Source organism: Cupriavidus pauculus (assembly GCF_008693385.1).
GTDB classification, from domain to species: Bacteria; Pseudomonadota; Gammaproteobacteria; order Burkholderiales; family Burkholderiaceae; genus Cupriavidus; species Cupriavidus pauculus_D.
In genome coordinates this window covers 246,308-267,656 of record NZ_CP044065.1, presented here as the reverse complement: position 1 = coordinate 267,656, position 21,349 = coordinate 246,308, and the positions used below count along the sequence as shown (strand labels likewise).

20 protein-coding genes, 1 other RNA gene and 1 riboswitch are annotated in these 21,349 nt (G+C 67.0%); of the genes, 9 read left to right on the top strand and 12 right to left on the bottom strand.

Features of this window, described 5'->3' with window-relative positions; all coding sequences use genetic code 11:
- Positions 1 to 4: 4 nt before the first annotated feature.
- Genes cobT through FOB72_RS01265 form a run of 5 tightly spaced genes read right to left on the bottom strand, consistent with a single transcriptional unit; the run spans position 5 to position 5,432 of the window.
- Positions 5 to 1,072, bottom strand: coding sequence for a nicotinate-nucleotide--dimethylbenzimidazole phosphoribosyltransferase (cobT, locus tag FOB72_RS01285; protein ID WP_150370883.1), 1,068 nt, complete (start codon positions 1,070 to 1,072; stop codon positions 5 to 7).
- 22 nt (positions 1,073 to 1,094) lie between these two features.
- Entirely contained in the window at positions 1,095 to 1,727 is a 633-nt protein-coding gene (gene cobO, locus FOB72_RS01280; RefSeq protein ID WP_150370882.1) for a cob(I)yrinic acid a,c-diamide adenosyltransferase, read from the bottom strand.
- Complete coding sequence (locus FOB72_RS01275) at positions 1,714 to 2,541, bottom strand: ABC transporter ATP-binding protein (RefSeq protein ID WP_150370881.1); 828 nt, start codon at positions 2,539 to 2,541, stop codon at positions 1,714 to 1,716. Before FOB72_RS01275 ends, cobO begins: the two co-directional genes overlap by 14 nt.
- A complete protein-coding gene (locus FOB72_RS01270) occupies positions 2,538 to 3,545 on the bottom strand; it encodes a FecCD family ABC transporter permease (RefSeq protein WP_150370880.1) in 1,008 nt (335 codons plus the stop codon). Before FOB72_RS01270 ends, FOB72_RS01275 begins: the two co-directional genes overlap by 4 nt.
- Before the next feature lie 9 nt (positions 3,546 to 3,554).
- Positions 3,555 to 5,432 carry a TonB-dependent receptor plug domain-containing protein gene (locus tag FOB72_RS01265; RefSeq protein ID WP_223851379.1) on the bottom strand — a complete coding sequence of 626 codons (1,878 nt, stop codon included), beginning with the start codon at positions 5,430 to 5,432 and terminating at the stop codon, positions 3,555 to 3,557.
- A 126-nt stretch (positions 5,433 to 5,558) separates the two neighbouring features.
- A riboswitch (cobalamin riboswitch) is annotated at positions 5,559 to 5,808 on the bottom strand.
- 207 nt (positions 5,809 to 6,015) lie between these two features.
- Here FOB72_RS01265 and FOB72_RS01260 point away from each other — a divergent pair.
- From FOB72_RS01260 to FOB72_RS01240, 5 genes are all read left to right on the top strand, one after another.
- Positions 6,016 to 6,354: a hypothetical protein gene (locus tag FOB72_RS01260; protein WP_150370878.1), complete on the top strand. Its 339-nt coding sequence runs from the start codon at positions 6,016 to 6,018 to the stop codon at positions 6,352 to 6,354.
- Positions 6,351 to 6,680: a cell division protein ZapA gene (locus FOB72_RS01255; protein WP_150370877.1), complete on the top strand. Its 330-nt coding sequence runs from the start codon at positions 6,351 to 6,353 to the stop codon at positions 6,678 to 6,680. The genes FOB72_RS01260 and FOB72_RS01255 overlap by 4 nt, the downstream gene beginning before the upstream one ends.
- A gap of 307 nt (positions 6,681 to 6,987) precedes the next feature.
- A non-coding RNA gene (gene ssrS, locus FOB72_RS01250) (6S RNA) lies at positions 6,988 to 7,204 on the top strand.
- Positions 7,205 to 7,305: 101 nt separating this feature from the next.
- On the top strand, positions 7,306 to 7,746 hold the full coding sequence (locus tag FOB72_RS01245) for an EVE domain-containing protein (RefSeq protein WP_150373692.1): 441 nt from the start codon (positions 7,306 to 7,308) through the stop codon (positions 7,744 to 7,746).
- Positions 7,747 to 7,846: 100 nt separating this feature from the next.
- Positions 7,847 to 8,548 carry an SIMPL domain-containing protein gene (locus FOB72_RS01240; RefSeq protein ID WP_150370876.1) on the top strand — a complete coding sequence of 234 codons (702 nt, stop codon included), beginning with the start codon at positions 7,847 to 7,849 and terminating at the stop codon, positions 8,546 to 8,548.
- A gap of 57 nt (positions 8,549 to 8,605) precedes the next feature.
- Here the strand turns inward: FOB72_RS01240 and FOB72_RS01235 are convergent, their stop codons facing one another.
- The 5 genes from FOB72_RS01235 to FOB72_RS01215 are packed head-to-tail and all read right to left on the bottom strand — an operon-like array spanning position 8,606 to position 14,167.
- Positions 8,606 to 10,159: a malonate--CoA ligase gene (locus FOB72_RS01235; RefSeq protein ID WP_150370875.1), complete on the bottom strand. Its 1,554-nt coding sequence runs from the start codon at positions 10,157 to 10,159 to the stop codon at positions 8,606 to 8,608.
- Positions 10,160 to 10,217: 58 nt separating this feature from the next.
- Positions 10,218 to 11,000, bottom strand: a complete 783-nt coding sequence (locus tag FOB72_RS01230; RefSeq protein WP_150370874.1) for an enoyl-CoA hydratase/isomerase family protein — start codon at positions 10,998 to 11,000, stop codon at positions 10,218 to 10,220.
- Complete coding sequence (locus FOB72_RS01225) at positions 11,000 to 11,992, bottom strand: Bug family tripartite tricarboxylate transporter substrate binding protein (protein ID WP_150370873.1); 993 nt, start codon at positions 11,990 to 11,992, stop codon at positions 11,000 to 11,002. The genes FOB72_RS01230 and FOB72_RS01225 overlap by 1 nt, the downstream gene beginning before the upstream one ends.
- 40 nt (positions 11,993 to 12,032) lie before the next feature.
- Complete coding sequence (locus tag FOB72_RS01220; RefSeq protein WP_150370872.1) at positions 12,033 to 13,469, bottom strand: malonyl-CoA decarboxylase domain-containing protein; 1,437 nt, start codon at positions 13,467 to 13,469, stop codon at positions 12,033 to 12,035.
- Positions 13,466 to 14,167, bottom strand: a complete 702-nt coding sequence (locus FOB72_RS01215) for a GntR family transcriptional regulator (RefSeq protein WP_150370871.1) — start codon at positions 14,165 to 14,167, stop codon at positions 13,466 to 13,468. The genes FOB72_RS01220 and FOB72_RS01215 overlap by 4 nt, the downstream gene beginning before the upstream one ends.
- A gap of 652 nt (positions 14,168 to 14,819) precedes the next feature.
- On the opposite strand from FOB72_RS01215, the gene FOB72_RS01210 reads away from it, so the two are divergent.
- Positions 14,820 to 15,851 (top strand): YjgN family protein, encoded by a 1,032-nt coding sequence (locus tag FOB72_RS01210; protein WP_223851378.1) that lies wholly within the window; start codon positions 14,820 to 14,822, stop codon positions 15,849 to 15,851.
- A 12-nt stretch (positions 15,852 to 15,863) separates the two neighbouring features.
- On the top strand, positions 15,864 to 16,916 hold the full coding sequence (locus tag FOB72_RS01205) for a M48 family metallopeptidase (protein ID WP_150373691.1): 1,053 nt from the start codon (positions 15,864 to 15,866) through the stop codon (positions 16,914 to 16,916).
- A 3-nt stretch (positions 16,917 to 16,919) separates the two neighbouring features.
- On the opposite strand, the gene FOB72_RS01200 is transcribed toward FOB72_RS01205, so the two are convergent.
- A complete protein-coding gene (locus FOB72_RS01200; protein ID WP_191002172.1) occupies positions 16,920 to 17,540 on the bottom strand; it encodes a DUF1120 domain-containing protein in 621 nt (206 codons plus the stop codon).
- A 244-nt stretch (positions 17,541 to 17,784) separates the two neighbouring features.
- Positions 17,785 to 19,458, bottom strand: a complete 1,674-nt coding sequence (gene ilvD / locus FOB72_RS01195) for a dihydroxy-acid dehydratase (RefSeq protein ID WP_150370868.1) — start codon at positions 19,456 to 19,458, stop codon at positions 17,785 to 17,787.
- A gap of 121 nt (positions 19,459 to 19,579) precedes the next feature.
- Between ilvD and FOB72_RS01190 the strand changes: the two genes are divergently transcribed.
- On the top strand, positions 19,580 to 20,509 hold the full coding sequence (locus FOB72_RS01190) for a LysR family transcriptional regulator (RefSeq protein ID WP_150370867.1): 930 nt from the start codon (positions 19,580 to 19,582) through the stop codon (positions 20,507 to 20,509).
- 25 nt (positions 20,510 to 20,534) lie between these two features.
- Positions 20,535 to 21,347 carry a prolipoprotein diacylglyceryl transferase gene (lgt, locus tag FOB72_RS01185; RefSeq protein WP_150370866.1) on the top strand — a complete coding sequence of 271 codons (813 nt, stop codon included), beginning with the start codon at positions 20,535 to 20,537 and terminating at the stop codon, positions 21,345 to 21,347.
- Positions 21,348 to 21,349: the final 2 nt, after the last annotated feature.

Genomic DNA, 21,349 nt, shown 5'->3' with positions numbered 1-21,349 from the left:
GCGTTCAGGCGCTCGCGGTGCTGACGCCCGCGCCGCTGAACGTCGCCATCTCGCGCAGGAACGCCGCGGCCGCATTGACGAGCGGCCACGCCAGCGCGGCCCCCGTCCCTTCGCCAAGGCGCAGGTCCAGCGCCAGCACGGGTTCGGCCTGGAACTCGGCCAGCAGCGCGCGATGTCCCTGCTCGTGCGAACAGTGCGAGAACACGCAGTAATCGAGCACGGCCGGCGCGATGCGCGCGGCCACGAGCAATGCGGCGCTCGCGATGAATCCATCGACGAGGATCACCATCCGGCTGGCGGCCGCGGCCAGGAACGCACCGGTCATCATCGCGATCTCGAAACCGCCGAACGCGGCCAGCACATCGAGCGGCGCCGTGGCGTCCGCATGCAGCGCCAGCGCGCGCGACAGCACCTCGCGTTTGTGCGCGAGCCCCGCATCGTCGAGCCCCGTGCCACGTCCCGTGCACGACTCGATGGGCAGCCCCGTCAGCCGGCTCATCACGCAGGCGGCGGCGGACGTATTGGCAATCCCCATCTCGCCGAAGCCGATCACGTTGGTGCCCTGCTGCGCATGCCGCAGCACGCGCGCGATACCGGCATTGAGCGCGGCCACGGTCTGCTCCGGCGTCATCGCCGGGCCTTCAAGAAAATTCCGCGTGCCATCGGCGATGCGGCAATTCACGAGCCCCGGCGACGCCGGCAGCGGCGCGCGCACGCCCGCATCGACGACCTCGAGCGTCATGCCGTGCAGTCGCGAAAACACATTGATCGCCGCGCCACCGCCGAGGAAGTTCAGCACCATCTGCGCGGTGACCTCGGCCGGATAGGCGCTGACGCCCGCATCGGCCACGCCATGGTCGCCCGCGAACACGATGACCGCGGGACGCTTCAGTTCGGGCTTCGTGGTGCCGAGCACCATGCCGATGCGCAATGCCAGGGCCTCCAGCCGTCCCAGCGCGCCGAGCGGCTTGGTCTTGTCGTCGATGGCGGCCTGCAGCACGGGACGCAGCGCGGCGTCGGGCGCGTCGATCGGCGGCAGCGGAAGCGAATAGTCGGACAGGGAAGTGAGCATATTCCGTAACTGTAAATCGTTTCTACATCTCCACGCCGCGCTGCGCCTTCACGCCCGCCTTGAACGCGTGCTTGACCAGCGTCATGTCGGTGACCGTATCGGCGGCATCGATCAGCGCCTGCGGCGCGCCCCGGCCCGTGATCACCACATGCTGCATCGGCGGACGCGCGCGCAGGTCGGCGATCACGCGATCCACGTCGAGGTAATGGAGCTTGAGCGCGATGTTCAGCTCGTCGAGCAATACGAGTGCGACCGACGGGTCGGACAGCAGTCCGCGCGCGACTTCCCAGGCGGCTTCCGCCTTCGCCACGTCGCGCGAGCGGTCCTGTGTCTCCCACGTATAGCCCTCGCCCATCACGTGGAACGCGCATTCGTCCGGAAAGCGCCGCAGGAACTGTTCCTCGCCGCTCGGAATCGCGCCCTTGATGAACTGCACCACGGCCGTCTTCATGCCGTGGCCCATCGCGCGCACCACCATGCCGAAGCCCGAGCTCGACTTGCCCTTGCCGTTGCCCGTGGTGATCACGATCACGCCGCGCTCGATCTGCGCGGACGCGATCTTCTGATCGACCACTTCCTTCTTGCGCTCCATGCGCGCCTTGTGCCGCTCGTCGCGGCCATCGTCGGGGATGTTGCTCTCGTTATCGGTCGTCATGTCGGGTTCCATCGGGAATCAGCGCCCATTGCGTGCCATCGGTGACACTGATGATCGGCGTGCGCAGCGCGCGCGAGCACCGTTCGGGCGTAAGCACGTCGCCGGCGGGCCCATGCAGCGCGTGGCCGTCCTCGGCCATCAGCAGCGCATGGGTCGCGTAGCGGCGCGCAAGATTGAGGTCGTGCACGATCACCACCGCCGCATGGCGGCCCGCGCGCACGAGGCGCGTCAGAAGATCGAGCACCAGAATCTGATGGCGCAGGTCCAGATGCGCCACCGGTTCGTCGAGCAGCAGCAGCGGCGCCTGCTGCGCGAGCGTCGCGGCGAGCGCCACGCGCTGGCGTTCACCGCCGGAGAGCGTCATGACGTCGCGCGCGGCAAAGCCGTCGAGGTCCAGCGCGGTCATCGCATCGGCCACGATCGTATCGTCGTCGCGCCCGCTCCAGCCCCATCCGGAGAGGTGCGGATGCCGGCCGACGCGTACCGCGTCCGTTACGGACATCGAGAACGTGTCGTGGATCGCCTGCGGCAGATAGGCGCGCCGCAGCGCGAGCGCGGGCGGCGCGATGCGCGCGAGCGGCACGTCGTCGAGCCGCGCCTCGCCCCCGTCCGCGGCACGCAGGCCGGCCAGCACGCCCATCAGCGTGGACTTGCCCACGCCGTTGGGTCCGACCACGACCCACAGTTCGCCCGCGCCGACGGTCAGGCCCAGCCCATCGACGAGCACGCGCGCGCCCGCGCGCAGCCGGATATCGTCCAGCACGAGGCGCGGACATTCGGCACGCGGCAGCATCCAGTCGGCAGACGGGCTCATCGTGGCCTCCGCAACAGCAGATAGAGGAAAGTCGGCACGCCCAGCAGCGCGGTGATGACGCCCACCGGCAACTGCGCGGGCGCGATCACCGTCCGCGCGATCAGATCGGCGGCCATCAGCAGCGTTCCGCCCAGCAACACCGCGGCCGGCAGCAGAAAGCGCTGGTCGTTGCCCCACGCCAGCCGCACCAGATGCGGCACGACGAGGCCGACGAAGCCGATCGACCCCGCGGTCGTGATCGCCGCGGCAATCGCGAACGACGCCACCAGGAACGTGATGCCCCGCACGCGGCCCACGTGCACGCCGAGCGCCTGCGCCACGGTCTCGCCCAGCAGCATCACGTTGAGCGAGCGCGCCATCGGCATCACCACGGCCATGGACACCAGGAGCGTGCCCAGCGCGGCGGCGTAGCTCGCGGTCCCGCCGAGATCGCCCGTCAGCCAGAACAGCATGCCGCGCAGCCGGGACTCGGGCGCCACGGCAAGAATCAGCGTAATCAGCGCGCCCCAGCCCGCGGCGATGATCACGCCCGTGAGCAGCAGACGCGCGCCGGCCTCGTGATGCCCGCCCTGTACCTGCGGATGCAGGAGGTCGCGCCGCGCGAGCGTCGCCACCAGCACCATCGAGCACAGCGCGCCGCCGGCCGCGCCGGCCTGCACGCTCCACAGCGGCGCCATCGTCAGCATCGCCAGCAGCGCGCCGGTGGCCGCGCCACCCGATACGCCGAGCACGTACGGCTCGGCGAGCGGATTGCGCAGCAGCACCTGCATCAGCGCGCCCGAGAGCGCGAGCAGCCCGCCGCAGGCGAACGCGGCCATCGCGCGCGGCAGCCGCAGCTCCCGCACGATCGCTCCGGCCGTCCCGCTGTCCGCGCCCGTCAGCGCGGCCCACAGCTGCGCCGCGTCGAGCGGCACGCTGCCGAGCGCCAGCGAGAGCGCGAACACGCCGAGCCCCGCCATGGCGAGGGCCAGCCAGATCGCGAGCGCGCGCCGGAACTCAGCCATGGCGCCCCGTCACTTCTGCCGCCAGCCGAGCGTGATGTAGCCCGCCCTGCCCTGCGTGTTGTACGGATACGCGAGCTGGTAGTTCTTGTCGAACAGGTTTTCCACGCGGGCGGCGACGAACCATTCCTTGGTGATGTTGTAGCGGGCAGTGAGGTTCACGATACCGTATCCGCCGAGCGTGCGCGAGCCGTTGTCGAGCCGCGCCGACGACACGAGCCATTCGCCGCCCAGCCGCACGGGGCCGATATTGCGGCCCACGTCCAGCGAGGCGTGCCGGCGCGCGCGGCGCACGAGCTGCGTGTGGTTGGTCTCGTCGGTCGGATTCTGGAACGTCACCGCCGCGCCGAGGTCCGTGCCCCACACCGTGGCGCGCCACGATGCTTCCACGCCCTGCACCTTCGCGCTGTTGACGTTCTGCGCGAGGAACAGGCCGCCGCCCACCGCCGTGGAGACGATCAGGTTGTCGTAGCGCGTCTCGAACGCCGTTACGCGCAGCAGGCCCGTCTGCTCGGTGTCGTACTGCACGCCGACCTCGGCCGACTTCGCGCGCTCGGGGCTCAGGTTCGGCTGGCCGAAACCGGGGTAGTACAGCTCGTTGAACGTCGGCGCGCGGAACGCGTTGCTGACATTGGCGATCAGCTTGAGCGCCTCGGTCACGTTGAAGCCATACCCCGCGAAACCGCTCGCCTGATTGCCGAAGTCCGAGTAATGGTCGTTCCGGACGTTCAGCTGGATCTGGTTGCGGCCGATCCGGCCTTCATAGCCGCCGTACACCGAGAACACGTTGCGCGACGGCGCGCCGTACGCGCTCGAGGCCAGCGTCTGCTGCAGGTAATCGGTGCCGAACAGCAGCTTGTGCCCGGCCGTCAGCGCGTATTCGTTCTGCCAGTTGACCTGGCGCGTGCGCGTGTTGAACAGGCTGTCGAACAGCCCGTTCTTCGTGCCCTCGCTGCGGTCCTGGCTCTGCGCCACCTTGACGTGCGTGGTCCAGTCCGGCGTGACCCGGCCGTTGACGAATGCGGACAGCGTGTAGAGCTCGCTGTCCATGCGCAGGTCGTCGGTCGAGCGGCCGGTCGAGCTCGAGCTGTCGTACGAGAGCTGGCTGTTCGAATAATAGGCGGCCACGCCCGCGTCCCAGTCCGCGCTGAACTTGTGCCGCAGCTGGCCCGACACGCTCCGGTTCTCGTACGGGTTGTCGTTCGGATTCGGCCCGCGCGTGGTCGGCACGCGCGGATTGTCGCGGCGCCACTGATCGACGTTGATCGACGAGAATCCGTCGGACTTGATGATCGAGCCCGTCACGTTGAACGACGTGTCGCCGATCTGTCCGCCGTAACCGGCGGTAGCCTGCCGCGTCTTGTAGGTGCCGTACTCCACCGACGCGTTGCCGGCGGGGGCCTGGCCCGCGCCGCTCTTGGTGAAGATCTGCACCACGCCGCCGATGGCGTCGGAGCCGTACAGCGCCGACACATTGCCGCGCACGACTTCGATATGGTCGATCTGGTCCGGCAGGATATTGGCAAGCTGCGCGGTGCCGCCGCTGACGCCCGCGACGCGCACGCCGTCGATCAGGATCAGTACCTGGTTCGAATTGGCGCCGCGCATGAACAGCGTGGTATTGGCGCCAAGGCCCCCGTTGGTCGCGAACTCGACGCCGGCCTGATTGCGCAGCAGGCTGCGCAGGTCGGGCGCCTGCGAGTTGACGATGTCTTCCTGCGTCACGACCGTGGTATGGGGCAGCGCGTCGGAGACGGCCTGCGCGGTGCGCGAAGCGGTCACGACGATGGGATCGAGCTGGCGCGAAGCGCCGCCGTCGCTGGCCTGCGCATGCGCGGCCGTCGCGCTCAGGGTGGCGAGGGAGATCAGCGCGCCCCTGCAGGCGGCCATGGATGGACGTACCTTGGGCATGGGAGCCGCGGCGGTCCGTTGAAGCGATACACGCATTTCTAGGATGGGATGTGGATGTGCCAGGCCCGTTCCCCCGCGGACCGTTTGGCGAAGTGGCGGCACTTGCGCGCGCGCCCGCGTTCAGGCCGGTATCCGGGCTGACGACATCAGGCCGGCCGCCTTCCCGCATGCATGGCGCATGCAGTGGCTTCCGGACAGCCCTGCGAACATATGGCATGTTCGCGGTCGCTTACCGTTGCGGGGGCAGCACAGGTTGGCTGGCTCCGGCTTGCTGCCGGCGCTGGCTCCCTGTTTCCCGTTGAACTGCCCGGACGCATGAATCGGCCGGGCGAGCACCTGGAACGTGCGCGAGTGTAGGGAGTTTCACAGATGGCGTCAATGCGGCACGATGCGTGCCGTTAACTGGCATTTCCCCCGCATCCGATGCAACTTCCGCGCGCGATGCGGGTCGGACCCGGCTTGGCCGACGTGGCATCGCAGGTGGAATGCGTCCACCATTCGGCTAGAATCCGGAACACCGACGCAAAAAATCGCCGACTTCAAAACCGGACCTCAGGCAACTATGCTCACTGAACTTGAACAACTGGCTGCCAAGATCGGGCGCGTACTCCATCACGCGGACACGCTGGCGGCCGAGAACCAGCGGCTGCGCGCGGAGATCGACCGCCTGCAGAACGAAGCGAGCCAGCTGCGCGGCGAGCGCGAGGCCATGGCCGCCGATCGCGAACTGCTCAATATCAAGATCGAGGAAGCGCAGCTGCGCATCCAGTCGATCCTGGACAAGCTGCCGACCGCCAGCGACGCGCGCCAGCTCGATCTGCTCGGCGACGGCGGCGCGACGGCCACCGCGGGCACGGCAGGCACGCCAGGCACACAACGGGCTCCCGGAGAACATGCATGAGCAACAAGCAAGTGGAACTCACCATCGCCGGCCAGCCGTACCGGTTCGCCATCGCGCCCGACAACGAAGCGGCGCTGCTGGAAGCCGTTGCGCTCGTCGATGCGCAGATGAACAAGCTCAAGGGCAACGTGGCCGCGAAGGGTGTCGAGCGCGTCGCGGTGATGGCCGCGATCAGCATCGCGTCGGACCTGCTCGCCCTGCGTCGCAAGCAGGACGAGGATGGCACGATACCGGTCGATGCGGTGCGCGCGCGTATTCGCGAACTCAACGAACGCGCGGACGAAGCATTGCGGCAATACGCGCATGTCGGCACGGATTCGCGCTGACCGGCACGCTGAATTTTTCTGGCATGTGAGCCTTGAAGTTCATCGCGCCGTACCGATATCCCGAGTGTGGTTGGGTGTACTGCGCCGCGGAAAATGTAACCATACGGCAGGACGGACTTGGTATGGCCCGCAGCGCGGTGTATAGTGGAGCCACTGTTCGACGCAGCCACGACGCGGTCAGCGAAGTGAATGCAGGGAGCAGAAAATGGCCAGGTTACCGTGCCGGGCCGCCGTTCTCATCCCATCCTTTGAAGAAACGGCAAACGTCTGACATACGATAGATTTGTCGAAAGTCAGACGTTTGACAGTTTCCCTGCCTGGTTCGTGAAGGTCATAATTCCTTGAACCGATATGCATTGCATGGTGCGGGATCATGTCGTGTGGGCGAGCGCGTCGCCGCATTCATAGTCTGGGCCAAGCCTGGACTCCCTGAGTGGGTGATGTACCCGAAATACGACTTCCGCAGCCACTCTGAACCTCACTTGGGTTCAGGATGCCGATCTAGCGGCCGAGGCGGGGACCCCCAAAAAAGGCGGTGGTTTTTCACGAAACCACTGCCTTTTTCCTTTTCCGCATCCCTGACGTGACCGCTCACGTGACCACTCGCGCCCGCCAGTACTGGCTCATGAAGTCGGAACCCGACGAAGCCAGCATCGACGACCTCGCCGCCAAGGGCACGCTGCCCTGGACCGGCGTCCGCAACTACCAGGCGCGCAACTTCATGCGCGACCAGATGCGCCTCGGCGACGGCGTGCTGTTCTACCACTCGTCCTGCCCCGAGCCCGGCATCGCGGGACTGGCCGAGGTCTGCTCGGCCCCCTACCCCGACCCGACCCAGTTCGACGCAAAGAGCGACTACTACGACAAGGCATCGAAGCAGGAAGACCCGCGCTGGTCTCTCGTTGACGTGCGCTTCGTGAAGAAGACGCCGCTGATCGCGCTGCCCGCGTTGCGCGAGTACGACGCGCTCGCGGACATGGTCGTGCTTCGCCGCGGCAATCGCCTGTCCATCACGCCGGTGACGCCGGCCGAATGGCGCTTCATCACCGAAAAACTCATGAAGTGATACATCTGGAAACACTGTCGCCCGCGCTCGAGTCCCGTCCTACGGAACGAAGCGCGCGCCAGTGCGTCTGAATGCCACCACATTTGAACGGGAGAACAATATGAAGAACATGCTTGCCGCCACGCTGCTGGGTACTGCCGCGCTCGCGTCCACGGGCGTCTCCGCGCAAACGGTGCCGCCGCCCGCGGGCGTGCTGTCGCTCGCCGCGCAGGCCGTGACGGAAGTACCCACCGATATCGTGCAGGTCACGCTCGCCGCCGAGCAGGAAGGCGCGGAACCGGGCGCAATCTCGTCGGCTCTGTCGGCAAAGACCACCGCGGTACTGGCGCAGGCCAAGCGCGTCTCGGGCGTGGAAGCGCAGTCGGGCGGCTTCACGATCCAGCCGACCACCGATCGCAACGGCCGCATCAGCACGTGGCGCGGCCGCTCGGAGGTCGTCCTCAAGTCGCGCGACTTTGCCGCGGTATCGAAGCTCGCCGGTGACCTCGCCAGCCAGATGCAGGTGCAGAACATCGCGTTCTCGCTGTCGCGCGAGGCGCGCCTGGCCGCCGAAAGCAAGCTCGCCGAAGAGGCCGTGGCCTCGTTCCGCGACAAGGCGCAGCAGACCACGAAGCTGTTCGGCTACGGCAGCTATACGATCCGGGAAGTGTCGGTAAACGAGTCCGGCGGCGTGATGCCGCCGATGCCGCGCATGTACGCGGCCAAGGCGATGTCCGCCGATGCGGCGGTGCCCGTGCCCGTCGAAGGCGGCAAGGCACAGGTCACGGTGTCCGTGAACGGCTCCGTGCAGATGCTGAAGTAATCCCATCGTCCCCTCTCCCGGCGGGAGAGGGGAACACCCCCTCGATGCGCCTCGGCGTTACAGCATGCCGAACTGCTGGCGCAGCACGTTCTTCTGTACCTTGCCCATCGTGTTGCGCGGCAGCTCGTCCACGACATGCACGCGCTTGGGCACCTTGAAGTTGGCGATGCGCGTCTTCAGCGTGCCGATCAGACCCGCTTCATCGAACTCGCTGCCCGGCTTGCGCACCACCACCGCCACCACGGCCTCGCCGAAATCCTTGTGCGGCACGCCGATCACGGCGGACTCCGCCACACCCGGCATCTCGTCGATAAAGCTCTCGATCTCCTTCGGGTACACGTTGTAGCCGCCGGAGATGATCAGGTCCTTGCTGCGGCCCACGATCGTGACGTAGTCGTCGGGCACCTTGCGCTCGCCCGCATGGCTGACGATCGCGCCTCCGAAGCGGCCCACGTCGCCCGTACGGAACCAGCCGTCGGCCGTGAATTCCTCGGCCGTCTTCTCGGGCATGCGCCAGTAGCCCTTGAACACGTTCGGTCCCCTGACCTCGATATTGCCGATCTCGCCCGGCGGGCAGGCATGGCCTTCGCCATCGACCACGCGCACGGAGACGCCCGGCAGCGGCTTGCCCACGGTGCCGCCGATCCGCTCGCCGAGCGCGCTGTCGTACGGATTCGACACGAGCATCACGGTCTCGCTCATGCCATAGCGCTCGAGAATCGTATGGCCCGTGCGCTCGCGGAACGCGTCGAACGTCTCCAGCAGCAGCGGCGCCGAACCCGACACGAACAGCCGCATGCGGCGGCAGGTGTCGTCGTCGAAGCGCGGCTCCTGCAGCATGCGCACGTAATACGTGGGCACGCCCATCATCACGGTCGAGCGCGGCAGGAATTTCAGGATCTGCGCCATATCGAGCTTCGGCGCCCAGATCATCTTGGCACCGGCCAGCAGCGCGCCATGCGACGCCACGAACAGGCCATGCACATGGAAGATCGGCAGCATGTGCAGCAGCACGTCGTCGCTGCGCCAGCCCCAGTACGCATGCAGCGTCAACGCATTGGCGGCAAGGTTGTGGTGCGTGAGCATGGCGCCCTTGCTGCGGCCCGTGGTGCCGGACGTGTACAGGATCGCGGCAAGGTCGTCGTCCTCGCGGGCCACGGTCTCGAACCTGTCCGGATGCGCGGCCGCGCGCGCGAGCAGCGAGCCCGAGCGGTCGTCGTCGAGCGTGAACACATGTTCCGTGCCATGGCGGAATGCCACCTTCGACACCCAGCCAAAATTCGCGCTGCTGCACACGACCACCGACGGTTCGGCGTTGCCGACGAAGTAGTCGATCTCCGCTTCCTGATACGCGGTGTTCAGCGGCAGATACACATAACCCGCGCGCAGCGTGGCCAGGTACAGGAACAGCGCTTCCGGCGACTTCTCCACCTGCACGGCCACGCGCGCGCCGGCGGGCAGCTTCAGCGCCGTCAGCAGGTTGGCCAGCTTGGCCGTGGCGCGGTCGAGGTCATCCCACGTGTAGTAGAGGCCGTCATGGGTCTCGATGCAGCAGGCCGTACGGTCGGCCGGAAAGCGGGATTCGAACAGGGCGAACAGATTGGCGTTCATGAAAATGTGGATCGGTGAGAACGGGAAGCAGGCGGCGCCACTGGGGCCGGCCGACATCTTACTCCCCGGTGAAAGCAGGTGGCCGGCGCGCGAGAAACGCGGCTACGCCTTCGGCATGGTCGCGGCTGCGCGCGTAGGCGAAATGCGCGTCGAGTTCGGCCTCGGTCAGCGGGTCCGGCGCAGGGGCCAGACGCGCGATCGTCGTCTTGTTGATGCGCGCGGCCAGCGGCGCGCCGGCGCATAGCCGGCTTACCGTGGCATGCAGTTCTTCCGCGAGCGCGGCGTGGGGCACCACGCGCGTGAGCAACCCCTTGCGCTCGGCCTCCGCCGCGCCGAACACGCGGCCTTCGAGCAGGATCTCGAGCGTCACCGCGCGCCCCGCGAGGGCCAGCAGCCCGCGCAGTTCGCCCGGCGCCATCGGAAAGCCGAGCCGGTTGATGGGGACGCCGAAGCGGCTGTCGTCCGCGGCGATGCGCAGGTCGCAGTTGCACGCGATCTCGAGCCCGCCGCCGACGCACACCCCTTCGATCATCGCGACGGTCGGGTGCGTGCAGCCGGCGATGGCGGCGAGCGCGGGCGCGATCGTCTCCATGTGATAGTGCCGCAGGGCCGCTTCGTCACCGCGTACCTGCGGGAACTCGGCGATATCGGCACCCGCGGCAAAGTTGCCGTCGGCGCCGCGAATGACCACGCAGCGCAGCGAGGCATCGGCCGACAATGCGGCAAAACCGCTTGCGAGCGACTGCCACATCGCCACGGAAATTGCATTGAGCTTGCCCGCGTGCGCGAGCGTGACCGTGGCGACCGCGCCTTCGCGCGCAAACGAAACCGTGCCGCGCATCAGTCGATCTTCGCGCCCGAGCGCTGCACCACTTCCGCCCAGCGCTTGATCTCCGCGCGCTGGAACTGGCCGAACTGTTCGGGCGTGAAGTTCGGGATCTCGGAGCCGTTGTTGAGCCAGATCGCCTTCATTTCAGGCGAATCGAGCGCCTTGCGCGTTTCCGCGTAGAGCTTGTCGACGATGTCCTTCGGCGTATTCTTCGGCACCCACATCGCGTACCACGTGGACACCTCGAAATTCTTCACGCCGGCCTCGGCAGCGGTCGGCACGTTCGGGAACGCGGGCGAACGCTTGGTGGCCGCCACCGCGAGCGCGTTGATGCGGCCGCCGCGAATGTGCTGCGCGGACGAGCCCAGGCCGTCGAACACGATATCGACCTGCCCGGCGATCAGGTCGGACAGCGCCGGGCCCGCGCCCTTGTAGGGGATATGCGTGATGAACGTCTTGGTTTCAAGCTTGAACAGTTCGCCAGCCAGATGGTGCGACGAACCGTTCCCCGCGGAACCGTAGTTGAGCTTGCCGGGGTTCGCCTTCGCATAGGCGATGAGTTCCTGCAGCGTCTTCGCCTGGACCTTCGGGTTCACCACCACGACCTGCGGCGGCTGCGCAATGACGGTGACGGGAATGAAGTCCTTCTCGATGTCGTAGTCGAGCTTCGGATAGAACGACGGCGCGATCGCATGGTGCGCGCCACCGATAAACACCGTATAGCCATCGGGCGCGGCCTTGGCCGCGATGCTCGCGCCGACCGTGCCGCCGGCGCCGCCGCGGTTGTCGATCACGAACTGCTTGCCGAGCTGTTTCGACAGCTGGGCCGTGAGCGGCCGCGCGAACGCGTCGGTACCGCCACCGGCCGGGAACGGCACGATCACCGTGATCGGCTTGCTCGGCCACGTATCGGCCTGCGCGGGCGCCGCGCTCATTGCCGTCGCGCCCGCCAACATGGCCGTTACCCCCAACACCCGCGCGCACGCTTTCAGATGGAAAACCATTGCACTGTCTCCTCTCTCTCTCATACGGAAAGTCAATCGATCACAGCAGCTTGCCCACCGCGCGGCTGACGCGCGGATTCCCTGCGCCAAGGCGTGCCAGATTGTCATCCAGCGCGTCGGGCACGTAAAGGTAATTCACCATCATCCCGCCCCCCTGCGCGCGGCCTTTGCGCGACAGATCGGCGCCCCAGTTCAGACGCTCCACGCAGGCACCGTTGCCGAGGTGAAAGCGAGCGACCGCATCGGCCGGAAGCCCGTCTTTCTGCTCGCGCACGAGGTAGTGCGCGGCCAGCGTCAGCGCGGTATCGCGCACCACGGCATCCGCGCTGTCCGGCGCGAGCGCCGCGAACCATGCCGCGCCGTCCGCCGGCGCATCGCCATGGCGTTCGGTCCAGCGCGCTAGGCGCTTCTCGCCGAGCATCCCGGCAACCGCGGCGGCATCCTGCCTGCGCAGCCAGTCGGCAAACCCGGGAATCGGTGACAGGGTCGCGAACTGCTTGAGCTTGGGAAACTCGCGCTGAAGCTCCTCGATCACGCGCTTGAGCAGGAAGTTGCCGAAGCTCACGCCGCGCAACCCCGCCTGCGTATTCGAGATGGAATAAAAGATCGCCCACTTCACCCGGCGCAGGTCCTCGAGCGGCGCCAGTTCGTCGAGCAGCGCCTGCACGTTGGCCGCCATCTCGGGCACAAACGCCACCTCGACGAAGATCAGCGGCTCGCGCGGGATGCGCGGATGGAAGAACGCGTAGCAACGGCGATCGGAATCGAGCCGGTTGCGCAGATCGGTCCACGAGGAAATCTCGTGCACGGCCTCGTAGCGGATGAGCTTCTCGAGCAGCGACGCCGGCGAGTCCCACGTAATGGGCTGCAGCTCGAGCAGCCCCACGTCGAACCAGTTCGAGAACAGCGCCTCGAGGTCGTCATCGAGCGCGCGCAGCCCCGGAATGCGCTTGTGCCAGCGCAGCATGTCCGCGCGCAGGTGAATCAGGAAATGCAGCCCGCAGACGCTGTCCCCGTGCTGGCCATGCAGCGCCGCGAGCCGCTTGAAGAAGCGGATGCGCGCATTCGATAGCGCCTGCGAGAGGCTCGCGTGGACCGTGGCCGCCTCGCTGCCGGGCGCCGCGACCTCGGCCAGCACGCCGAGCATGGCCTGCCGCGCGGCCTCGCCGGCGGCCTCGTACTCCTGCCGCCACGCCTGCGCGGCAGCATTGGCCGCGCCATCGGTCAGACGCGCGTCGAAGCATTGCCGCAGTTGCTCGCGCTGGCGCCGCAGCACGCGCGGCGATAGCGCGATGGCTTCGGGGGCGACGGGCTTCGCCGCGGGCGCCTGCGGCTCGCCCTCGCCCTTCCGGCCCCACCAGCGGCCAAACCGCGCAAGTAGCGTGTCCCCGCTCCCGCGTTCGGTATCGAGCGGCGCGCTGACCTTCTCGCTGACCTTCTCGCTGACCTTCTGTTCGGTCGTATCGAGGACGTTCATGGGGTCTCCTGTGCGGACGAGGAAACATGCATGCGCACGACGTTCGAGCGCTCGGCGCCGTCCAGCGTGCGCAGTGCCGCGCGCTGGCGCAGCACGTGCGTCTTCATCAGCGCCTCCGCCCCTTCCGAATCGCGTGCCTTGAGCGCCGAGAACACCGACAGATGCTCGGCGCACGATTCGTGCACGCGTCCATCGAGCTTCAGGCTCTTGTGGCGCGACAACCGCAACACCTTGCGCAGATCGCTGACCACGCCCGATAGCCAGCGGTTGCCGGCCAGGCGCTGGATCGCTTCGTGAATCTGATAGTTCGTCTCGTAGTACGCGTCGATCTGCTCGTCGGCCGCGTGGCGCGCCAGCTCGGCGTGCAGCACCTCCAGCGCGTCGAGGTCGTCCTCGGTGACGTTGCGCGCGGCCTCGTAGGCACAGCGGCCCTCGAGCAGCGCCATCAGCGGAAAGATCTCGTCGAGGTCCTGCTCGGTCAGCTCGTTGACGAAGCAGCCCCGCCGCGGCTCCAGCCGCACGAGCCCCTCTGCCGCGAGCACCTTCAGCGCTTCGCGCAACGGCGTGCGCGAGATGCCCAGCGACGCGGCCAGCGCGACTTCGTCGATCCATGCGCCGGGCATCAGCGCATGATCGTCGATCATTGCGCGCAGCCGGTCGGACACCTCGAGATACAGCGCCTGCTGGACGATTCGCATGTCGCCTCCAAGCCGCAATAATTCATAATTATGAGCGGCGGCCGGGACGTGACAACCCGGTGTCTTCCCGAACGAGGGAAAACCAGAAGGGCATGAAGCCGGAACGTGAAGCGGGAACGTGAAGCAGGACACCAGCCGAGGTGCGACGGACGACGTCGCCCTCCCTGACGATCGTCGCCCGCGCCTGAAAGAATGCCGCGCGTATCTCATCGCGGACCGGCAGTGCGCCAGCCACGCGTGGACCAGGTTGGTTCGACCGGCGCCAGTCCCACGCCTCCCCGTGCAAGTGCCGATACTGCCTGGCACCGATTCTCCCGCTCTTCGTCCGTGGAATCGCGATTCTTGTAACAGACTTTATAGCGAAGACCGTGCCAGTAGGGTTAAGCCTCTGATTTCATTGATGATGACGATCGAAGACTTGTTACATCTCCCTAGGCATGTAACAGAATGTATCTCCCCCGTTACGACCCGGCTGGCCGTCCGAAGCGTTGCCACGACGCATCACGCGGCAAATTGTCGGGTATATGCCACATAATGCCCCATCAGGACGTCGCGCGAGTGCGACAATGCGTTGCCCGGCGCATTCGGGAGGATGGTTCCGCCGCGCAGATCGGTTGCATCGATGAAACAACTAAAAACGGAGAATCCGGATATGCAATGGGAGAACAAGGAGGGCGGACGCGAGTTGCCGTTCGCCTTCACGGGGTCGGGGTCGGAATACTTTCGCATCTGGATCGTCAACACACTGCTGGGGCTCGTTACGCTCGGTATCTACACGGCATGGGCCAAGGTCCGCACGCTCCAGTACTTCTATCGCAATACGCGCGTCGATAACGCGACGTTCGACTACCACGGCAATCCGCTGGCCATCCTCAAGGGCCGGATCATCGCATTCGTGCTGTTCGGCGCGCTGCAGATGGGCGGCTACATCAGCCCGCTGCTCCCGCTCGTCGCGCTGCTGATCGTCGCCGCCGTCATGCCGTTCCTGCTCGTGCGTTCGCTGCGCTTCCGCATGGCCAATTCAAGCTATCGCGGCCTGCGCTTCGCGTTTCGTGGCAGCGATGGCGATGGCTACAAGGCGTTCCTGCTGTGGCCGCTGCTCGCGGTCCTGACGCTCGGCATCCTCACACCGCTCGCGCACCAGCGCCTCAAGCAGTTCCAGCACGGCAACGCACGATTCGGCACCGCACCGTTCGCGTTCCACGCGCCGGTGAGCGCGTTCTACCGCGTCTACGTGGCGGTGTCGCTCACGGGCGTTCTGCTGGCTGGCGGTGGCGCGGCGCTCGGCGCCCTGCTGGGCTCCGCGGTAGGCGCCGCATCCGTCCTCACGGTATCGGGCGCGGCCCTGGGCCTTTGGCTGGCGTTCATGCTTGCGGCACCGTTGTATCGCGCGCGGCTGCAGAACACGATCTGGCGCGCCACGACGCTCGCGGAACATCGCTTCGGCAGCGACGTGCGCACCGGCCGCCTGTTCCTCATCATGCTGACCAACGCGATCCTCATCGTGCTGACGCTCGGCCTGTTCCTGCCGTTCGCGCGCGTGCGCGTGGCGCGCTATTGCGTCGAATCGATGACGCTGTTCGCCGCCGGCCCGCTCGATCATTTCATTGCGGCAGAGATCGACCAGGTCGATGCGCTTGGCGATGCGGCGGCCGAATGGTATGACATCGATATCGCCCTCTGACCGATGACCGCCATGGTTGCCGCCTCGTACTTCGACACGCGCTCGTCGCGCGCGCACGCGGTCACGCTGGACGTTGCCGGCGGCGACGCCGTGCTGCGCGATGGCAACGGAGAGGAGCTGCGGCGCGCGCCGCTGTCCTCGCTGCGCGTGTCCGAACGCACGCGACGCGCGCCGCGCCTCGTCACGTTCAGCGATGGCGCGTATTGCGAGATCGCCGACAACGTCGCGTTCGACGCGCTGCTGGCGGCAACGGGTTACCGGGAGGGATGGGTTGCGCGCGCGCAGAACAGCTGGCGGCTCGTCGGTCTCGCAGCCGTCGGCCTCGTCGCCGCGTGCGTGCTCTGCTACGAGTTGGTGCTGCCGTGGGGCGCGCGCATACTGGCCGATGCCGTACCCGCATCGATCGAGGCGCAGATGGGCCAGGCGACGCTCGACGCCCTCGATGCGCGGATGGTCGGCCCGAGCGAGCTGTCGGCCGCCGACCAAAAGGCCATTCGCGACCGCTTCGCGGCGCTCTCGCTGCCTGCGGACCCCAGCCATCGCTACGATATCCAGTTTCGCAAGGGCAAGGGCCTCGGCCCCAACGCGCTGGCCCTGCCCGGCGGCACGATCGTCGTGACGGACGAACTGGTCGCACTGATCGGCACCGGAACCGGCATGATGGGCGTGCTCGCGCACGAGGCCGGCCACGTGGCCCAGCGCCACGGCCTGCAGCAGGTGATCCAGGCCTCCGCGATCGGCGCCGCGGCCGCCTATGTGTTCGGTGACTTCTCGACGATCCTCGCGGGCGTGCCCGCGGCAATGCTGACCATGCGCTATTCGCGCGAGCACGAGCGCGAAGCCGATGCGTTCGCGATCGACGTCCTGCGCGCGAACCGGCTATCGCCGTCGGCGCTCGCCGATGTCCTGCAGAAGCTGGAAGATGCGCACGGACGGCGCGGTGGAAAGTCCGCGGCACGAAACGGCGCGGAGGGCAATCCAGACGAAGAGAACGACTTCCTCGCCTCGCACCCGCTCACACGCGAACGGATCGAGACGATTCGTGAGGCGGGACGCTTGCCCTGAGCGTCAGAGGTAGACGACCGAGAACGTCATCGATCCATCGATCGCCACGCCCTGGTTCAGCGGCGGCAGGTCGTTGATGGCGGCGATCTCGAGCGAGACCGCGAATGTCTGCTGCAGGGTCGTGAAGGTGCCGGGCGTGTTGCCGCCTTTCGGCGCCCACGACAGCTGATAGTCCGATGCCCCCGACAGATCGCCGCTGAGGCGCGCCCATGCACCGGCGCCAATGCGCGAGATCGGATCGGTCGCGTTGCCGTCACCGACCGAATTGCGCGTGGCCAGCGTGAAATTTCCGACGGCCCTGCTGTTGACCATGCCCAGACCGAACAGCGTCGGATTGCCGATGTCGCGCGATTCGCTGCCCTGGCGATTGTCGGTCATCGCCAGCGCCACCGAGGCAGGCGCATCGCATGCCACGGTAACGGTGACATCGCGCGCGGGCAGCTTCGTGGACGTCGTTTTGCTCAGCGTGGATGCCGGAATGTCGCCGAAGTCGAGCGTTGCCTGCGAGAGCGAGACGTTGCACGAGGCGGGGACGAGACTGGCGCCGATGGAGAACGGCGTCGAGCTGGCCGCAGCGGCGGCGCCAGGGAGGATGCCGGCGGCCAGCGAGGCTAACGCGGCCAATGCGGCGATGAGGTTTCGCTCGCAACGTGGCAGCAATCGCCTGGGGGACGGTCTGGCTGACGGCGGGTGTGCCCGGTCGGGCGAGGGGTTCGGAACGGCACGCGACATGATGCGGAATGCGATGGACGATTGAGATGCCTGCATTCTGTGCAACGTCAGCAATCAACTAAATAGCATTTCTACGAAAACAAGAAGGGCCCGCACGATGCGAGCCCTTCGAGCCACCGCGCCCGCTCCCGCGCGGTCAATCCGTCACAGCGCCCTTGCTGGCCGTGGAGGCGAGCTTCGAGAACTTGGCCAGCACCCCGCGCGTGTAGCGCGGCGCCGGGGCCTTCCACGCGGCGCGCCGGCGCGCGAGCTCGGCGTCGTCCACATTCAGCTGGAGCTTGAGCTGATGCGCGTCGATCGTGATGGAGTCGCCTTCCTGCACGAGCGCGATGGTGCCGCCCACGTACGCCTCCGGCGCGACGTGGCCCACCACCATGCCCCACGTACCGCCCGAGAAGCGCCCGTCGGTAATGAAGCCCACCGATTCGCCGAGCCCCTTGCCGATGATCGCGGACGTCGGGGCAAGCATCTCCGGCATGCCGGGGCCGCCCTTGGGACCAAGGTACCGCAGCACCAGCACGTCGCCGGACTGGATGCGATCGGCGAGGATCGCATCCATCGCGCTCTGCTCGTCGTCGAACACGCGCGCGGGGCCCGTGATGACCGGATTCTTGAGGCCCGTGATCTTGGCCACCGCGCCCTCTTCGGCCAGGTTCCCCTTGAGGATCGCGAGGTGACCCTGCTTGTAGAGTGCCTTGTCGATCGGCAGGATCACGTCCTGATCCGCGCGCGGCTGGTCGGGCACGTGCGCGAGTTCCTCCGCGAGCGTGCGGCCCGTGATCGTCAGGCAGTCGCCGTGCAGCAGGCCCGCGTTCAGCAGGATCTTGAGCACCTGCGGAATGCCGCCCGCGCGATGCAGGTCGGTGGCCACGTACTGGCCCGACGGCTTGAGGTTGCAGATCACGGGCACCTTGCGGCGGATGCGCTCGAAATCGTCGATGGTCCATTCGACCTCGGCCGAATGCGCGATCGCGAGGTAATGGAGCACCGCGTTGGTGGACCCGCCGGTCGCCATGATCAGCGACACCGCATTCTCGATCGACTGCTTCGTGATGATGTCGCGCGGCTTGATGTCGCGCTTGATGGCCTCGTACAACACGCGCGCCGACTCGGCCGCGCTATCCACCTTTTCGTCGTCCGGGTTCGCCATCGTCGACGAATACAGCAGCGACATGCCGAGCGCCTCGAACGACGAGCTCATCGTGTTGGCCGTGTACATGCCGCCGCACGAGCCCGACGACGGGCAGGCATTGCGCTCCACGCCCTCGAAGTCTTCCTCGCTCATGCGGCCGGCCGTGAATTCGCCCACGGCCTCGAATGCCGAGACGATCGTCAGGTCCTTGCCCTTCCAGTTGCCGGGCTTGATCGTGCCGCCGTACACGTAGATGCCGGGCACATTGGTGCGCGCGAGCGCGATCATGCCACCGGGCATGTTCTTGTCGCAGCCGCCGATGACGACCACGCCGTCCATCCACTGGCCCTGCACCGCGGTCTCGATGCAGTCGGCGATGACCTCGCGCGAGATCAGCGAGTACTTCATGCCCTCGGTGCCCATCGACATGCCGTCGGAGATCGTCGGCGTGCCGAAGATCTGCGGGTTGGCTCCCGATGCTTTGACGGCGTTCACGGCCGCGTCGGCCAGGCGCTGGAGGCCGGAATTGCAAGGGGTGATCGTCGAGTGCCCGTTGGCAATGCCGATCATCGGCTTGTCGAAGTCTTCCTTCTCGTAGCCGAGCGCGTAGTACATCGAACGATTGGGGGAACGGGCCACGCCCTGCGTGATGTGCCGGGACCGCTTGTTGAATGCCATGGTGGGGATCTCCGATGTTTTCTTGTGGACGACAGCATGGCCCTTTGCGTGTTCGGGTGTCAAATATATTATTCAACCCTTATTGAGTCGAAAAACATATCAGCGATAGCGGGAGCAACACGTGGACCTGCGGCAACTGCGGTACTTTGTCACGGTGGCGGAAGAACTGCATTTCGGCCGCGCCGCGCAGCGGCTCGCCATGACGCAGCCGCCGCTCTCGCAACAGATCCAGGCGCTGGAGGAGGAAATCGGCGTCCGGCTATTCGCGCGCACGCGCCGCTCGGTCATGCTGACGCCGGCCGGACAGCAGTGGCTGCCCGAGGTGCGCCGCGTGCTGGCCGACGCCGGTGCGCTGCCGGCGCTCGCCCAGCGCTTCGCGCGCGGCGAGATCGGGTCGCTGACGCTGGCGTTCGTCAGCACGGCCGACTACGGCATCCTGCCCGACCTGCTGCGGCGCTTCCGCGCGCGGCATCCCGACGTGCAGCTCCATCTGCGCGAAGCGACGAGCGACATCCAGTTCGACGCGCTGATGGACGGCACCATCGACGCGGGGCTCGTCATCCGCCCGCAAATGCCCGCTATGCCCCACGGGCTCTCGTACCTGCCGCTCGTGCGCGAGCCGCTGGTGCTCGCCGTGCCCGATGGCTGGCGGCCCGGGACGTCCGCGATCTCGCTCCGCGATGCCGCCCATGAACCGCTGATCGTCTTCCCGCGGCGAAGCGCGCCGGCGTTTTATGACATCATTACGGGCTACTATGCCCGCGAGGGGCTGACGCCCACGGTCGCGCAGGAAGCGATCCAGATGCAGACCATCGTCAGTCTCGTGTCGGCCGGCATGGGCGTGGCACTCGTGCCCGCATCGCTGCGCAATCTGCGGCGGACCGGTGTCTCGTACCTCGCGCTGCGGGAAGCGGGGCCCGATATCGAGACCGGTCTCGTCTGGCGCGAAGGCGCCGCGGGCGTGGCGCCGGTATTGCGGTCGTTCATCGACATCGCCGGCGCCATGGCGCTGACGCATGAGGCTGGCACGATGCAGGCACCCCGCTCATAGCATCCATTTAACTCTCTCGGAACCCATGCTCGTTCACCCGCAATTCGATCCGGTCGCCATCCACCTGGGACCGCTGGCCATCCGCTGGTACGGCCTCATGTACCTGGCCGGCTTCATCATGTTCCTGTGGTTCGGCCGCCTGCGCGTCCGCCAGCCGCATAACTTCCTGCGCGGCTGGACGACGCGCGATCTGGACGACCTGCTGTTCTACGGTGTGCTGGGCGTGATTCTCGGCGGGCGGCTCGGCTACGTGCTGTTCTACAAGCCCACGTACTACCTCTCGCATCCGCTGGAAATCTTCAAGGTGTGGGAAGGCGGCATGGCCTTCCATGGCGGCTTCCTCGGCGTGCTCGTCGCGGTCTGGGTGTTTGCGCGCCTGCGCGGCCGCAGCTGGTTCGAGGTGACCGACTTCATCGCGCCGCTGATCCCGTGCGGGCTCGCGGCCGGGCGTATCGGCAATTTCATCAACGGCGAACTGTGGGGCCGCCCGACCGACCTGCCGTGGGGCATGATCTTCCCTCAGGCCGGCGACAATATCCCGCGCCATCCGTCGCAGCTGTATCAGTTTGCGGGCGAAGGCGTCGCGCTGTTCATCATTCTGTGGTTCTATTCGCGCAAGCCGCGTCCCACGGCGGCAGTGTCCGGGCTGTTCCTGCTCGGCTACGGCGTGTTCCGCTTCCTCGCCGAGTACACGCGCGAGCCGGACAACTTCCTCGGCCTGCTGGCGCTGAACTTCTCGATGGGGCAGTGGCTGAGCCTGCCGATGATCCTGGCCGGCGTGATCATGATGGTGTGGGCATACCGCCGCGCCGGCAGCCGGGATGCGGCGCGCGCCTGAGG